The organism is Chryseobacterium sp. DZ-32 (genome assembly GCF_059587025.1).
In genome coordinates this window covers 216,496-232,047 of sequence record NZ_JCAIOM010000005.1, presented here as the reverse complement: position 1 = coordinate 232,047, position 15,552 = coordinate 216,496, and the positions used below count along the sequence as shown (strand labels likewise).

General features: G+C 36.7%; 14 protein-coding genes. 9 read left to right on the top strand and 5 right to left on the bottom strand.

Annotated elements, in window-relative coordinates:
- The first annotated feature begins 10 nt into the window (after positions 1-10).
- Positions 11-382, top strand: a complete 372-nt coding sequence (locus AC59HC_RS07580) for a response regulator (RefSeq protein WP_343640463.1) — start codon at positions 11-13, stop codon at positions 380-382.
- Between the two features lie 50 nt (positions 383-432).
- Here AC59HC_RS07580 and AC59HC_RS07575 read toward each other — a convergent pair whose 3' ends face one another.
- Complete coding sequence (locus tag AC59HC_RS07575) at positions 433-720, bottom strand: hypothetical protein (protein ID WP_202843078.1); 288 nt, start codon at positions 718-720, stop codon at positions 433-435.
- Between the two features lie 261 nt (positions 721-981).
- Between AC59HC_RS07575 and AC59HC_RS07570 the strand changes: the two genes are divergently transcribed.
- From AC59HC_RS07570 to AC59HC_RS07560, 3 genes are all read left to right on the top strand, one after another.
- A complete protein-coding gene (locus AC59HC_RS07570) occupies positions 982-1,659 on the top strand; it encodes a MarR family winged helix-turn-helix transcriptional regulator (protein ID WP_202843076.1) in 678 nt (225 codons plus the stop codon).
- Between the two features lie 108 nt (positions 1,660-1,767).
- Positions 1,768-2,355, top strand: a complete 588-nt coding sequence (locus AC59HC_RS07565) for a Crp/Fnr family transcriptional regulator (RefSeq protein ID WP_202843074.1) — start codon at positions 1,768-1,770, stop codon at positions 2,353-2,355.
- 55 nt (positions 2,356-2,410) lie between these two features.
- Positions 2,411-3,097 (top strand): MBL fold metallo-hydrolase, encoded by a 687-nt coding sequence (locus AC59HC_RS07560; RefSeq protein ID WP_496558371.1) that lies wholly within the window; start codon positions 2,411-2,413, stop codon positions 3,095-3,097.
- A 5-nt stretch (positions 3,098-3,102) separates the two neighbouring features.
- Here AC59HC_RS07560 and AC59HC_RS07555 read toward each other — a convergent pair whose 3' ends face one another.
- Together AC59HC_RS07555 and AC59HC_RS07550 are read right to left on the bottom strand one after the other, a co-directional pair.
- Positions 3,103-3,969: an alpha/beta hydrolase family protein gene (locus AC59HC_RS07555; protein WP_496558370.1), complete on the bottom strand. Its 867-nt coding sequence runs from the start codon at positions 3,967-3,969 to the stop codon at positions 3,103-3,105.
- A 151-nt stretch (positions 3,970-4,120) separates the two neighbouring features.
- On the bottom strand, positions 4,121-4,627 hold the full coding sequence (locus AC59HC_RS07550; protein ID WP_238349693.1) for a GNAT family N-acetyltransferase: 507 nt from the start codon (positions 4,625-4,627) through the stop codon (positions 4,121-4,123).
- Between the two features lie 379 nt (positions 4,628-5,006).
- On the opposite strand from AC59HC_RS07550, the gene AC59HC_RS07545 reads away from it, so the two are divergent.
- The 3 genes from AC59HC_RS07545 (at position 5,007) to AC59HC_RS07535 (ending at position 11,745) form a co-directional block, all read left to right on the top strand.
- Entirely contained in the window at positions 5,007-6,500 is a 1,494-nt protein-coding gene (locus AC59HC_RS07545; protein ID WP_202843068.1) for a tetratricopeptide repeat protein, read from the top strand.
- Positions 6,501-6,671: 171 nt separating this feature from the next.
- On the top strand, positions 6,672-8,096 hold the full coding sequence (locus AC59HC_RS07540; protein ID WP_202843066.1) for a tetratricopeptide repeat protein: 1,425 nt from the start codon (positions 6,672-6,674) through the stop codon (positions 8,094-8,096).
- Between the two features lie 646 nt (positions 8,097-8,742).
- Positions 8,743-11,745, top strand: coding sequence for a reprolysin-like metallopeptidase (locus tag AC59HC_RS07535; RefSeq protein ID WP_496558369.1), 3,003 nt, complete (start codon positions 8,743-8,745; stop codon positions 11,743-11,745).
- Between the two features lie 98 nt (positions 11,746-11,843).
- Here AC59HC_RS07535 and AC59HC_RS07530 read toward each other — a convergent pair whose 3' ends face one another.
- Positions 11,844-13,007, bottom strand: a complete 1,164-nt coding sequence (locus AC59HC_RS07530) for an FAD-dependent oxidoreductase (RefSeq protein WP_496558368.1) — start codon at positions 13,005-13,007, stop codon at positions 11,844-11,846.
- A 27-nt stretch (positions 13,008-13,034) separates the two neighbouring features.
- The gene (locus AC59HC_RS07525; protein WP_202843055.1) at positions 13,035-13,790 is read right to left on the bottom strand and encodes a helix-turn-helix domain-containing protein; all 756 of its coding nucleotides are present in this window, start codon (positions 13,788-13,790) and stop codon (positions 13,035-13,037) included.
- Between the two features lie 142 nt (positions 13,791-13,932).
- Between AC59HC_RS07525 and AC59HC_RS07520 the strand changes: the two genes are divergently transcribed.
- Both AC59HC_RS07520 and AC59HC_RS07515 read left to right on the top strand, forming a co-directional pair.
- Complete coding sequence (locus tag AC59HC_RS07520; protein ID WP_343640444.1) at positions 13,933-14,514, top strand: Crp/Fnr family transcriptional regulator; 582 nt, start codon at positions 13,933-13,935, stop codon at positions 14,512-14,514.
- Positions 14,515-14,578: 64 nt separating this feature from the next.
- Positions 14,579-15,514 (top strand): ketopantoate reductase family protein, encoded by a 936-nt coding sequence (locus AC59HC_RS07515; protein ID WP_496558367.1) that lies wholly within the window; start codon positions 14,579-14,581, stop codon positions 15,512-15,514.
- Positions 15,515-15,552 lie beyond the last annotated feature (38 nt).

Sequence of the window (15,552 nt, the reverse complement as noted above, 5' to 3'; positions counted from 1 at the left end):
TCTACATAATATGAGTAAAAAGAAGATTTTAATTTTTGATGATGAAGCGGCTATCTTAGAAGTGATCACCATCATATTTGAAGAAAACGGATATGATGTCAGAATCTCAGAAACTTCACACGATATCCTTGAGAAAGTGGCAGACTACAAGCCGGATGTTATTCTCATGGATAACTGGATTCCTAAAATAGGAGGGGTAGAAGCTACAAAACTTCTCAAAAGCACCGAAGAATTTAAACATATTCCGGTCATTTATGTTACAGCCAATAATGATATTGTTGCTTTGGCCTCAGAAGCAAAAGCCGATGATTATGTTTCAAAACCTTTTAATCTTGATGATCTGGAAGCAATGGTTGCGAAACATTTGAAAGAACAGGTATAATATCCGGTTACATTAAAAAATAAAAGATCTCTCAGGCTTTTGAGAGATCTTTATTCTTTTTCCAGTGCTCTGATGATCTGTCCCTTTGTTAAAGAGTGGGTATTGACATCATGAATGAGAGAAGCCAATAAAAGGTACAGCTCAGGATTTCCCATGACAGCATCTGAAAATGTTTTCACCAGAATTAATTTTCGGGAAACAATATTTTGTGCAGTAATATACTCACTGCTCACATTGATGTCTATATTCAATTCCTTTTTTATAGTTAAACTGAAGTATTTATCAACATAATCTTTATCTCTTACCAAATCTATTGGTTCGGTTTCTATATGATCCATACGCTTATTTTACTCCTGTCTATTTTCCAACAATTATTATACCGTGTTATATCGTAATACCACACAACAATTGATTGGAAAACTTTGATAACCAAAATGATCAGATTATCATTTCTTTTTATTCCAGATTTGGAGAAGATAAAAAACAAAGTATTATACAGGAAATACCCGTTCACCATTGCTCACAGAATCTATTCTATTTGCTTTAATCTTGCTTATGTATGAGGTAGATTTAGTATATTTGTAAACTATTTAATAGAAATGAATTACACGCTTATTAAAGATTATATAGACCTGCTGGAAGAGTTTGAAACAGAAGTCAGTAATAGCCCGGAGTCTTATCCGGTGACTATTCAGGGCTTTAAAGCATGGATTTCTGGTAAAGGGAATATTGAAGCACATCATCCTGAAGAGCCCTACTGGGAAGGCAAGGAGAATGGAAGAACGCCGGAGAGTGCCATCAGTACATTACTTGTTCATCTTAACCGGTATGCAAAAACCTATTCAAAGTCTGCCATCTCACATTCTGAATTTTCGACTCAGGAAGATTTTATTTATCTGATTAATCTTAAAGCTTTTGGGGAAATGTCAAAAATGGCGCTTATCAAAAAAAATATCCATGATAAGCCGGTGGGAATGCTTATTATCGCAAGACTTTTGCGTCAGGGACTTATAGAACAGACAGATTCTGATTTAGATAAACGCAGTAAATTAATCCGTATTACCGAAAGAGGATTACAGGTTCTGGAAAACCAGATGGAAAAGATCAGGCAGGCTACCAATATCGTTGCCGGAAATCTCAACCATTACGAGAAGATGGAACTGATCCGTATTCTTAATAAACTGGATCGCTTTCATTATCCTATTTTTTCACGGAATATCAATCCTGATGAGCTGATCAATACGGTGTATGATGAGTATGTATTTAAGGGTTCTTAATATTTAAAAATGATAATTAACCGAACCTTATTTTTATAATTAATTCCTTCAAAATTACCGGATCTGATGTGTGATTTGCAGGAAAATAAAGACTAAACAGACTGCAGGATGACTAATATATTTGAAAATTATCTGTCCTCAACAGGAGGGTTATCACCCGATGAAGTCAACTTTTCTTCACAGTTCTTCAAACCGGTTCACTTAAAAAAAGGTGATTTTTTTATTCATGAAGATGAAATCTGCCGTTATATCGGATTTATTGCCAGTGGCGCTGTAAAAGCATATGCTACCGATCAAGAAGGTAAGGAAAATATAACCTGCTTCAAGTTTGAAAATGAATTTGTCACCTCATTTCCCGGGTTTATAGCGCAGGAGAAATCCGGAAAAAGCTTCAGGGCTTTAGAAGACAGCATAATCTATAGAATAAGTTATCCAGACTATCAGCAGCTGCTGGAAAAGGTGGCTGCTCTGAACGGAGTTATAAAATCGGTGATTGAACAGGAGTATATTCAAAAGGAACGTTATCTTCTGAATTACAATAATAAATCCGCTGTAGACAAATACCGTCATGTCTTATTTGATGAACCGATGCTCGTAAAACGGATATCGACACAGGATCTGGCTTCATATCTTGGAATCACACAGCGATCGCTTACCAGGGCGAAGGGACAAATCCACAGACCCGGCATATTATAGGACAAATGTCCTTATGCCATACTGATCAGCAATGTAGATTTGCAGAAAAAAAATTATGCTACGTCAAATTGCTCCTGAAGTATTCCATATTCCACTCATGCCGCGAAACAGTATCAATTGCTATATTATGGAAGGTGTTCTGGTAGACTCGGGAATACGAAGTTCGTACACAACCATAAAGAAAGTCCTACGGAAATTCCCTGTTCATCAACATGTACTAACCCATGCCCATGCAGACCACCAGGGCTGCAGCGATCATATATGTGCAGAGTTCAACATACCCCTGCTCTGCCATCCCAATGAAGTTTTCAGGACTGAAACAGGTCTCGTAACCAACGACTATCCGGCTCCGCAGCATTGGCTGGCAAAGCTTCAGCAAAAATACTGGGCAGGTCAGGGACATAAAGTAGGGCAGACCATCGTTGAAAACGATAAAATCGGAAATTTTCAGGTAATAGAAACCCCAGGACATGCGGGAGGTCATATTTCCTTGTTCCGTGAGCAGGATGGATTACTGATCATTGGGGATGCCGCTACCAATATGAACCTGCTTACGACAGTGCCGGGACTTCGGCTTCCTCCCAATATGTTCACCACAGATCAGCAGCGCAATATCAAATCGCTTCAGAAACTGGCAGAATTGAATCCGGCTACTATCTGCTTTGGCCACGGACCGGTCTTACGAAATACAGATCGACAGTTTGAGAAATTTGTAAAGACTTTAAAAAATGATCAGGGTTAAATGGTTTAAAGAAAACCGTTTAACTTTTCTACCACATTAGCCCAAAGCCTGTCTTTCATATTTTTTTTGAAAAAACCGAAATGATCAATTTTTTTCAATCCTAATTCCGAAGGAACTAATTTTGTGAAGGTGATCTCTTTTTTACTGTCAATATGCTGCCAGTACGTTTCTGTGTTTTTCTGGCTTGAAATAGTATCATCGGTAGTCCAGAATAAATGAATGGGGAATGTATAATTCTTGAAATGCCCTACAGGTACATTTGTACCATAAAATTGAGCATCGAAAAAATAATCTTTCTTTTCAAGCCAGGTACGCCATTCAAACACTACATTCCTGGGTAGGTTTTCCATTAATCCAAAGGTTTTGGCTTTCACATAGCCAGTCATGAAAACACTTATCGGCGCAAAAATGTAAAAATAGAAATAAGCCTTCATCCTGTAATAAGGCGGCATATTCCTGTAATAACCTGCTGATACCGCAAAATTGACCATTCCTTTTACATTCTCCAGGTTTTTCATAAATCCTATTTGCTGTCCGCCGGCACTGTGCCCAACAATCATAAACGGAAGATCAGGAAATCTGTTATTCAGAAAATTTTTGATGGCGGGCATATCTTTTACTCCATAATCTGAAAAAGTAAACTCGCAGGATCTCAGATTGCAGGAAGAAGAATCTCCGCTTCCTCTGTAGTCCCAAAGACAGCACAGAAAATCATGTTCAGCAAGATAGGTGAGGAAAGACAGATAAAATTCTTTTCTAGTTGCGGTGCCGCAGTTAAACTGGATCACTGCCTTCGGATGCTCCGGAATAAGAAGAATGCCTTTAAGCTTTACACCGTCTTCACATACTGTTTCAAAATTTTCCGTTTTCATGTTTCAATTTAACTTAAAAAATTAATGATACGTTATAAATTAAACTGTATCCCTTTTCTCTGTTAAATTTAATAAATCCCCTGATTCCTTTATCATATTTAACTATGCAGTACCAGGTTTCTGTATCATGATTTTGAAAGTTATCCAGCTTTTATTCAGGTGTATATTTCATTACAATATAATTACTGGGATCTTTGGCAGAGGTATTTTTTACTTCCAAAAATCCTGTTTTTCTGTATAAATTGTACGCTTTGTCATTTCCGGGTGTAACTTCCAGGAAAATTTCAATATCATTAAACTGTCTGCCTGCTTCATGAATAACAGCTTCAATCAATCCCTGACCAATATTCTTTCCCTGGAACACTCTTTTTACATACATCTGGTAAAGGGTACCTGAGTTTTCGTTACTTTTAACAAAAGCACAGATTCCTATAAGCAGATCATCTGCGAATGCACCCACTACAAATTTTCCAAAAGTCTGTTCTTCAATGTCGTTTTCCATCTGAAATTTTTCAATTTTCCGGGCTTCCTGATAGGTTGCGCAAAATGACCCAGGAAACTGTTCCAGACTTTCCAGACGGATTGCCCGATATGCCTTACTTTCTTCAGGAAGAAGTTTGCGATAGCTGATATTATTCATGCTGATAAGATTTTTCATATGATCAATATACAAATATGGAGATAATTTTGTTTGTCAAAATAATTTATCAAAAATTATAAAACAACCTTATCTGCTTGTAACAAATATCGTTTCAGGTAGTCTTATTAAAATAAAGCATATACTTTTTGACAGAAAGTTCATAAAAGCAGTCTTTAAATGGTAAAAAGTGTTTGTTTAAATGAGAAATATTACAATATTTTATCTGAATGTTACATTTTTGCGAAATAACCTGTTTATTTCACAATGAACATGATAATTTATGTATATTTATAACACTGATTGGGGAATAATATTAGAATAACGATAGAAAATTATCAACTTATTTTTAAGTAAGTGAATAGGTAGATATGTAGATATACAGGGAAAAGTGGTGCTGATGGGAAAAATTAATGTAATCATTTTTAAAAATAAAACGATCCGCTCAAAGGCTATCAAAGAGATAATAGCCTTTACAATCTTCGTGGGGCTGCTTCTGGTTATGTTTTCATGTCATAAGGAAACTGATAATACAGACCGGGAAAATTTTGATATATCCCTGTTGACCCAAAGCTCTGAGCTTCAGCTGTCTGGTGAATATGAGGCTTTTGTTAAGCTTAATAAAGAATACCTGAAGAAAGCGGCAAAAATAAAATATACAGCAGGAAAAGGTCTCTGCTATCTGAATATGGCAGGCGTAAATGTTTCTGCAGGAAATTATGAAAAAGCCCGTTTTTTTTTCAATAAAGCAGAAAAAGATCTGATTAATTCAGGAAATGCTTACCATAAAGCAGTATTCTATGATGATTACAGTCTCTATTATTCTCATCTTAAATTAAACGATAAGGCTATAGAATGCAACAACAAGGCATTTTATTATCTCAAACAGGCTGGAAAAACAAAGCTTAGCCAAAAACTTCTACCCAGACTTTATGTAAACAAAGGAATTTATTATGCATGGAAAGGATGGCTGGGAACTTCTCTGAAATGCTTTACAAAAGCAAATGTGTTGGAAAATTCGGCGTACACCAATTGTATGGTGGCACAATACTATTTATTTACTCATAAACCTGATTCTGCCGGTATATACATCAGCAAAGCAGATGAAAAAATGATCAGTCAGAAAACTACAGATGTGGAATCTCTTTGGGTGTATTATACAATGGGATACTACTATAATGAAATTGAAAATAGCGAACAGGCTGAAAAAGCACTAAAAAAAGCACTGGAAATCAATATTAAGACAAGACGGACCTATTCTTCACATATCAAAGAAGTTTATAAATCACTTGCAGAATTATATAAGAAAAAAAATGACGGAGGGAAGGCCTATTTTTATCTGAAGAAATATATGGAGGAGGAGGGAAGATTTGATGCAGAACGATTTGCCGTCATGAATAAAGCTACCGAAGATTTTATTTCGGAAATGAAGCAGGAATCGGACTGGCATAAAAACGATCTTCCGTTGTTTATTGCATTGTCTATCACAGTACTTACTGTTTCAGGAGTATATGTACGGAAAATGATTAACAGATTACAAAAGAAGAAGAATACTTTAAAAGAACAAACCGACGCACTTAAAAATCACGTTCAGACAAAACAGCTTCAGGAGGTGACTGAACTTGCTAAAAGAAATGATTCTTCTTTCCTGCTGAAATTTAAAGAGCTCTTTCCTGAATTTATTAAATCGCTGCTGGCGATCAATCCGGATCTTGAAAATTCAGAACTGGCTTTCTGTGCAATGCTGAAATTACGTTTTTCATCCAAAGAGATTGCAGATTATACTTTTGTACAGCATAAATCTGTTCAACAAAAGAAATACAGGATCAGAAAAAGACTGAATATTCCCGGAGAAACAGATATTTACGATTTTTTTGATAACCTGGCAGAATAAAGAAATACATCACAATAAAAGCAGAATGATTCTGTTTTATGAAAAGATTTATTGTTGATCTCAGCAGAAATAACCATTGAGAATTTTAAAATTATACAGACTGTTTTTTCTCTGGAGAAATCATTATTTAATCATAATATATACATGAATTTAGCTTAATTAGAGAGACATATGATGCGTATTTTTCTTTTTGTGTTACTTTTTGTTTTAGTTTCGTGCCATTCCCATTCAAAGAAAGAGGCTGAAAAGAAATTTGACGTTGCTTTATTGAAACAGAATGAAAAGTTCAGACTTGGTGGAGAATATGATTCACTCATTAGTCTTAATAAAAAATATTACAAACAGGCTGATAAAATGAATTATCCGGATGGGAAGGCACTGTGCTATATCAATCTGGCAGAACTTAATATATCGCTTGAAAACTTCCAGAAGGCGCAGATTCTTTTTGATAATGCAAAGGAAATTCTGGATGATTCGGAAGACAACCTGCACAAAGCAAGATTTTACAACGTGTATGGCCGCTTCAATGTAGAGCTCCGAAGGCTTGATAAAGCTTTTCAGTATAATAATGAAGCAATGAGTCTTATCAGGAAAAGTGATCATTCCCCACTTAAAGACGATATCCTTTTCAGTATTTATTTCAGACAGGCTATTTATCTTGTTCAAAAAAAGCAATACCAAAAAGCACTCGGGTATTTCCATAAAGCAAAACGGCTGGACGATACCGGTCTTGCAGATTGTGCAATAAGCGATTATGTCTATATGCATAAAGACAAAGATTCTGCATATAAGTATATAACCATTGCTTATAATAAAGCCAATCTAAGAGGTAAAGAAGATGGAATAGCCCTCTATGCCAATACCATTTTGGGGGAATATTTTCTTTATGATAAACAATATGATAAGGCGGAACAGGCTCTGATTAAAGCATTGAAAATCAATAATAAAACAAAACGTATCTATGTTTATTATGGTAAGTATATCTATAACGATCTCAGAATGTTATATGAACGTACCGGAGATAAAGAGAAGGCCTATTTTTATTTGAAAGCCTATACAGAGGCTTTCGACAGAACCAACACCTCTTTGCTGGCTACCATTAATCAGGATATGGAGTCTTTTATTACAGTCAGCCAACAGGATGCGGATCAGCATAAAAGCAAAATATACTGGATTGTTTCCCTGTCGTTTTTGGGGCTTTGCCTGCTGGGGGTATATGCCTGGAGAATTAGTATTGCCTTGAGAAAACGAAAAAAAATTCTTGCCCGGGAAGCTGAAAATCTGAAAATAAGAATGAATGACAATAAGCAGGAGGAAATTATAGAACTTGGTAAAAAGAATGATCCTGAGTTTCTGGATCGTTTTAAAGAAACTTACCCTGAATTTATCGCTCAGCTTTTTATGATTAACCCCAACCTTGAAAATTCCGAACTGGTTTTCTGTGCGATGCTTAAATTACATTTTTCTTCTAAAGAAATAGCAAACTATACGATGGTTCAGCATAGAAGTATTCAGCAGAAAAAATACAGGATCAGAAAAAAATTGAATATTCCCGGGGAAACAGATATTTATCATTTCTTTGACACCTTACAATAATCAAAAAAAAACTGTCTGATTCATCAGGTCAGACAGTACTCGAAATATTCTCTTTTCACCACCCGGTCTTTTTTTAGTGGTCTCAGTGCTCAAATATGAAAATTTTTGACGGAAACATGAAAAAATACGATACTACACGGATACTACATGTTATATTTTGATTTTAAATATCTGATATTTAAATAATTATGATATTTTCTTAATTTGTTAATCCTTTTATGAAAAATAGCAGTAGTTCTTTGGACGTTTCTCCTTTTTTATACTGTATTTCTGATTATTTCTCTTTTTTACTTCTTCTTTTTTAGTTGATTTTCAATATGTTTTTTCATCCGTTTTTTAGCTTGGAATTGTATTCATCCTTACTTATAAAAACAGAATTTAGCAAGATAAAATTGAGTGTAAAATGTAATTGGCTGATAATTAATTAATTGTAAATGCTGTTGTATACGAGTAGTATCATTTATTTTTGTTTTTTATTGGGAATATACAAGTTTTGTGAAGCGATTTGTTGTGAATTTTTCATCATTGATTTGATTTTATTGAACTTATGATAATACTTGAGTGGATTTATCAGAATCCAAAATGATCTTTTGATAAAAAATGAGCTACCTAGAATCATACAACCAAAGTAATTTTAAATAAATCTATGAAAAAAAGAATTTTATTCGTTTGTGCATTAGCATCTTGTTTTACAGTTTTCAATGCTCAGAGGTGGGAAGCTGTCTCTCAGAAAACTTCACAGATAAGAGAAGGAGTAGAAGTACAACATTCTTATAGAGTGGATCTGAAATCTCTTCGCGAAATGCTGAAAAATGCTGAAGAAACCGGGAAAGGAGCAACGCCGGTTATTATTTCTTTACCCACGGTTGAAGGAAAGATTGAAAAGTTTGCTGTTTATAGCAATCCTGTACTTGATAAATCCCTGGCCGAAAGATATCAGCTTGGGTCATATGTAGGAGTGGGCGTAGATGATCCGTCTAAATATTTGAGATTCAGTACCTCTCCCTATGATATGCAGTCTATGATCATTAAAAATGGTATATTTCAGTTTATAGAACCAATAAGTGCTGATAAACAGACTTACGGTGTATTCTATAAATCAAAGAATGAAGGAGAACACGGCTTTAAATGTGATACAGGAGAACATGATTTTAAGAGTATTAATAAATTGGTAGAGAATGGTAAAAAAATGCTTTCCGGAGTGGGGATTGCCAGCAGACCTACCAATACAAAATACAGAGATTTTAGAATGGCATTGTCCGTTACAGGAGAATACAGCCAATATCAGTTAACAGCGGCAGGAACTCCGGCCAATGCGACCGACGACGTAAAAAAAGGTGTTGTACTGGCCGCCATGAATAATACGATGACCCGCATAAACGGAGTTTTTGAACGTGATTTCGGAGCTCATCTGACCGTTCAGAATCTTCCGGATATCATCTATCTTGATCCGGCTACAGATCCTTATTCTAATAATTTAAATTTACAGTTGCAACAGACCCTTACTTCTGTAGTAGGAAATGCCAACTATGATATCGGCCATGTTCTTAATCAGAATGCTGAGAGAAGCGGAAACGCAGGAGGAATCGGAATTGTCTGCATCGATCCGGCAACCAATACTGAAATAAAAAAAGGTTCTGCTTTCACCCAGGGGCCTGTTCCGGTGGGGGAAGTTTTTGATTTTACGGCAGCCCATGAGATGGGACATCAGTTGGGAGCTAACCACACATTTTCAAATACTTCAGTCACAGATGCCAATCAGGGTGCCAATGTAGAGCCTGGAGGAGGGACTACTATTATGGGCTATGCCGGGATTACCTATGATAATGTTCAAGCTAATGCTGACGGATATTTTCATTATAAATCCATTGATCAGGTATTAACTAATTTAGAAAGTAAAGTTAATTGCGGAGCCTCTCAAAATATTATCAACAATACTGCTCCAGCCATTAATCCTTTAGCTGCTTATAGTATTCCTAAAGGAACTGCTTATTATCTTGAAGCTTCAGCTACAGATGCTGAAAATGATTCTGTGAACTATTCCTGGGAACAGAATGACAGTACAGATGAATTTTCTACCATTTCCGGCGACAGCGGATGGGGATACAATCCAAAAGGAGCTTTGGCAAGATCAGTTCCCGGAACAGCAAACGGAAGAAGGTATTTTCCCAACTTTGCAAGTGTGATGAATGGAATCCTGACAGACAAACAGAGATGGGAAACAGTATCATATATCCCGCGCACATTGAACTATGCGGTAACGGTACGGGATCTGAACGCTCAGCGTCCTATGGTTTCAAGCTCAACAACCACAGTGACTGTAGGGAATGACGGGCCATTCAAATTCAACGGACTGACCACATCTTCAGTATTGTATAATGATGCACTAAACACTATCTATTGGGAGGTTGCCAATACAAATGCAGCCCCTTATAATACAGCGAGCGTGAAAATAGATTATACTACAGATAACGGTGCAACCTGGACAAATCTTGTAGCTTCAACTCCAAACATCGGAAGCTATAGTGTACAAATGCCGGGTAATATAAGCGGAGCAGTAAAATTAAGAGTGTCAGCTATAGGGAATATCTTTTATGCAGTATCTCCTGCTGTTACTGTGGGAAGTGCACCTACTTCGACTGCATCAGCGCCTACAGGAGTTTCCACGATAGATACTGAGGTTTTTAAAACAACAGCAAGGGTATCCTGGAATAGTGTTCCCGGAGCTGCTTACTCTGTTAATTACAGAAAAGCAGGAACGGCCAGCTGGTCTAATGTTGCTAGCCAGGCAAATTCTGTAGTTCTGAATAATTTAGAAGATGAAACCAATTACGAAGTTCAGGTAGCAGCTGTGGTAAATTCAGTTCCCGGAACTTTCTCTAATAATTATACATTTAAAACAAAAGGATTAAAGACTGGAGTTGATTACTGCCTTTTAAATTCAGGTTCACCTTATGTAGGAGCCATCTTAAAAGTTACCGTTGCGAATCTTGATTATAGTGATCTTACAGCAAAATCCTATAAAGATTTAAGCGAAGATCTTACTAAAATTGTTAACTTGACACAAGGCAGTAGCTATACGCTTACACCTAGAATAGGGAATCTGTTGCAAAACGGACTTCCGGTAAATGTATCTGCCTGGATTGATTACAATAGAAACGGAGTATTTGAATCTACAGAAAGGGTAGGACAGACTTCAGCGACAGCAAATGCAGGTAATATAGGATTACCAGGTTTTAACTTCACCGTTCCTGCTACCACTTACTCCGGAGATAAGACATTAAGAATGAGAGTCGTTGGTAAATTCGCAACGAGTGCCTTGAATAGCGTATGTGGTGAGTTGGCAAGCCAGGCTGGAGGTATTATGGATCTTCCTGTGAAAATTACTGCGAGTACACTTGCTGTGAGAGAAACGGTAGATACAAAATCATCAGAGGTTTCTGTTTATCCTAATCCTGCAGATACATTTGTAGAAGTGAAAAACCTTAAAGGTAAAGGTGACTATAAAATCTACAGTGCAGATGGAAGACTGGTTCAGGAAGGTAAGATTGATGGAAAAATCAATGTAGCTTCTCTGATCAAAGGAATGTATGTAATGACAATAAAAGATGACAAAAATACATATAACACAAAATTGATCAAGAAATAACATAAATGAATCTCCGTACCAGGATCTAAAAGCGGAGAGAAAAAGAATTTATTAAACCTAAAAAGGCTGTCTCTGGATGAGGCAGCCTTTTGTTTTGCTTATGAAGTCAGGTGGCCGTTGAAAAAATCAAGCATGGCGGTTAATGATTTGTCAGAATGCATCCGTTCTCCGTTTTCAAGGGATTCCTTTGTGGCTCCGGCGGCTCTCTTACGCATGTTATTTTCGTAGGCGGAAATAGCTTCCTTTACAGTAGTATAATTATTACCTGTTAAATGCTCGCTCAGTTCCAGGGCATCCAGCATCGCCATATTGGCACCTTCTCCTGCAAAAGGAGGCATCACATGTGCTGCGTCACCAATCAGAGTCAGGTTAGGCTGTGTTTCCCAGGTCTGATCCAAGGGCATAGAGTAAATCAGACGTGGAATAAAAGGAGTCATTGCATTTTCAAACAATTCTTCCCAGATAGAAGCCCATTCGGAATATTCTGTTTTGAACCATTTCAGCATCTGTGCCTGATCAGAGAAATCAAGACCGCTGGTGGCAGGCCAGTTTTCATCAGCTTTAAAGCTTGCATAAAATCCGAGATCCCCATTGCCTTTTTGCCCCATTAAAATATTTTGAGAATTTCCGAATGCCATTATTTTTCCACCTTTAATCAATGCATCAATCTGAGGTGCATTTTCTTTTGAAACATTTCCTTCCAGCATAATGATTCCGGAGTAAACAGGTTTATGGGTATGGAGATACGGACGGATTTTAGAATTGGCACCATCTGAAGCAATCACAATATCAGCATACACTGATTTCCCGTTTTTAAAATGCAGCAGCCATCCTTCATTCTGGCGTTCCATAGAAAGAAAATGACTGTTCCAGATTACCGTTTCAGGATGCAAAGATTCTAACAGCATATTTCGTAACGGGCCGCGGTCTATTTCAGGGCGGAAATGTTCATGATCAAAATCCTCTTCAGGTTTCGTCTCGTGATCATTAAAAAATATTTCTGCCTTTTCATTCATGATCAGCGTTCTGTCTGCGCCGGGACGGAAAGCCTGTTTAAACTCTTCCAGAAGTTCCGCTTTACGGATGGCTGCCAAACCTGAATCTTCATGCATATCGAGTGGAGAACCCTGTACGCGTGCATTTTTGTTGAAGTCTCTTTCATATACTTTTACATCTGCGCCTTTCAATTGTAAAAGTCTTGCCAGTGTAAGTCCTGCCGGACCGCCACCAACGATTGCTATTGATTTATTGTCTATCAGCATTGTTGATTTAAATTTTACATGGCAAATTTATCTTCCTTTCAACACGGATAATAGTACAAATCGGTCGTTTTCATTTTTGGATAATTCTTTGGGAGCAACCCCGGAAAACTTCTTTACTTCTTTGATGAAATGGTTCTGGTCTGTATAATTGAGTTCCGGGAAAAGCCTCCCTTGGGCAATATGTTCCAATGATGCTCTGAAACGCAAAATAGTAGAGTAGGCTTTTAATGACAGGCCAAGTTGTTTGGTAAAGTACCGGTTAATTTGTCTGCTGCTCCAGCCTGTTTTTTCAGAAAGTTCCTGCACGCTCATTTCTCCTTTTGAGGTATATACCAGCTCAAAAAGTTTCCGTTTTCTTTCATCTACTTTCAGTGGGAGCAGTTCTTTTATTTTTTGGGTTGCTTTCGTACAGCAATGGCTGAAATCCTTTATATCATCAGCTTTAAAATTCCAGAAATCAGGAGAAAGCTCTTTTCCGATATTCAATAAATCAGCAATGGAGGTATTCAGAATGTATTCAACTGCAAGAGGTTTGAAGCTTACAACAAAAGCGTTCGTATGCGGAGCAATAAATCTTTGTTCAGGATAAGTTTCCAATCCGAGAAGGGTAATATGAAAAGATTCTGAAGCCGACTGTGAGAAAAATAAATCAATTCTTCCGTCAGGAATAATCACAACCTCTTTAGCTTCATCCGAAAGATTCTGAAAAGTGCCCAGATTTTCAACGAAATCTGCAATCTCTTTATCAGGTTCTATGAAAACGTAAGTGAAGTCATTCTCCATAGTAATGCCTTGTGTTTTTTAAAGAAGAAAATTACAAAATACATCTGATCTATTAAAAAAGAATATAGTTTATTTTAATAGGTTATAAATGCTATTTTTGTCAGGAGAGATTTAAAAACAAATATGCTGCAGCTTTTACTTTATGGACAAATCATCACTTAACACCTATTTCCATTCTTTATTCAGTATCCAAGCTGAAGTAGTTGAAAAAATTACTGAAAAATTCAGTCATTTTGAGGTAAAAGCAAATACTGTTTTGCTGGATAAAGATACGATCAGTACCAAAACCTACTTCCTGGAAAAAGGCTATGTGCGGTCTTATATCCTGAATGAAGATAATGAGGAGATTACCACCAATATTTATACAGCTCCCTGCTTCGTTAATGATTTTCTGTCCTTTTTCAGACAGCAGCCTACCAAAGAAATATATCAGACGATCACCGAATGTGTCTTTTGGGAGACCGGATTGGAAAATGTCCAGCATAATTTTCATAATATTCCTGAATTCAGAGAGTTCAGCAGGCTTCTTTTTGTTCTTAATTATTATACGATCCATGACCGGCTCATCGAAATGGCGAGTCAGAAGGCTTCCACGAGATATTTTAACCTGATGAAAAAAGATCCGGATATTTTTCAACATGTTCCTTTGAAGGTGATTGCTTCTTACCTTGGTATCAAGGACAGTTCCCTGAGCAGGATCAGAAGGGATATTCATAAATTGTAATTTCTTTTCATTTGTCAAGTGATAGTTCAGGAATCATCGCTCATCTTTGCTTAAAAATAATTTCATGAACAAAAAACATATTGTTGTAGTAGGATTAGGTGGTGTAGGCGGTTATTTTGGATTTAAAATAAATCAGAATAATGAAACCACGGAAAAATATACCATTTCTTTTGTTGCCCGTGGAGAAACGTATGAGAAAGTGAAAGAAAACGGCTTGACTTTATTATCTCCCGAGCATTCTGATTCACAGACCCGTCCTGATGATATCGTGCAGAATATCAGTGAGATCAAAAATCCTGACCTGGTTTTGATCTGTGTAAAAGAGTACGATCTTGAAAATGTCTGTAAACAGTTGCAGGAAGTTATTAATAAAGATACTGTATTGCTTCCGATGATGAACGGAGCAGATATTTATGACAGAATCCGTAAAATAATTCCGGAACACACTATTCTTCCAACCTGTATCTACGTAGCTTCCCATATTAAAGAAAGAGGAGTAGTGGAACATAAAGGAAAAGCCGGAAAAATGATTGTGGGAAGAGATCCTGAGCATTTTTCTGCCCCGGTAGAATGGATTACAGAGCTATTGAGTGAAAGTAAAATCGATTTTGATTTTAAAGATAATTCATTATCAGATATCTGGACGAAATTTATTTTTATTGCCAGCTTCGGATTGGTAACAGCAAAGCATAATTCATCTATTGGAACTGTATGTACCGATGAACAGCAGCAGAAAGAAGCGGCTGAAATTATGAAAGAAATCAAACAGATTGCTGATAAGAAAGGAATCTATCTTCAGGAAGATATCATCGCTAAAACATTTGAAAAAGCCTCAACATTTCCTTTTGAGACTCCAACTTCCTTACAGCTTGATATTAATTCCGGAAAAAAGGATAATGAGCTGGAATTGTTTGCAGGTGCTGTATTGAAATATGGCACTGAAACAGCTGTAGAAACTCCTTTTACTCAAAAAATTTACACTGAGATTAAAGCAAAATAAGTGTAGGTGAAAGCTGATGGGAAAGAAAATATAAGAAG

Bases quoted from the DNA above. Each gene is read 5' to 3' on its own strand.
- AC59HC_RS07560 (WP_496558371.1), top strand. From the start codon at position 2,411: ATGCTACGTCAAATTGCTCCTGAAGTATTCCATATTCCACTCATGCCG.
- AC59HC_RS07550 (WP_238349693.1), bottom strand. From the start codon at position 4,627: ATGAAAAATCTTATCAGCATGAATAATATCAGCTATCGCAAACTTCTT.
- AC59HC_RS07580 (WP_343640463.1), top strand. From the start codon at position 11: ATGAGTAAAAAGAAGATTTTAATTTTTGATGATGAAGCGGCTATCTTA.
- AC59HC_RS07575 (WP_202843078.1), bottom strand. From the start codon at position 720: ATGGATCATATAGAAACCGAACCAATAGATTTGGTAAGAGATAAAGAT.
- AC59HC_RS07515 (WP_496558367.1), top strand. From the start codon at position 14,579: ATGAACAAAAAACATATTGTTGTAGTAGGATTAGGTGGTGTAGGCGGT.
- AC59HC_RS07545 (WP_202843068.1), top strand. From the start codon at position 5,007: ATGGGAAAAATTAATGTAATCATTTTTAAAAATAAAACGATCCGCTCA.
- AC59HC_RS07530 (WP_496558368.1), bottom strand. From the start codon at position 13,007: ATGCTGATAGACAATAAATCAATAGCAATCGTTGGTGGCGGTCCGGCA.
- AC59HC_RS07555 (WP_496558370.1), bottom strand. From the start codon at position 3,969: ATGAAAACGGAAAATTTTGAAACAGTATGTGAAGACGGTGTAAAGCTT.
- AC59HC_RS07525 (WP_202843055.1), bottom strand. From the start codon at position 13,790: ATGGAGAATGACTTCACTTACGTTTTCATAGAACCTGATAAAGAGATT.
- AC59HC_RS07535 (WP_496558369.1), top strand. From the start codon at position 8,743: ATGAAAAAAAGAATTTTATTCGTTTGTGCATTAGCATCTTGTTTTACA.
- AC59HC_RS07570 (WP_202843076.1), top strand. From the start codon at position 982: ATGAATTACACGCTTATTAAAGATTATATAGACCTGCTGGAAGAGTTT.
- AC59HC_RS07520 (WP_343640444.1), top strand. From the start codon at position 13,933: ATGGACAAATCATCACTTAACACCTATTTCCATTCTTTATTCAGTATC.
- AC59HC_RS07540 (WP_202843066.1), top strand. From the start codon at position 6,672: ATGATGCGTATTTTTCTTTTTGTGTTACTTTTTGTTTTAGTTTCGTGC.
- AC59HC_RS07565 (WP_202843074.1), top strand. From the start codon at position 1,768: ATGACTAATATATTTGAAAATTATCTGTCCTCAACAGGAGGGTTATCA.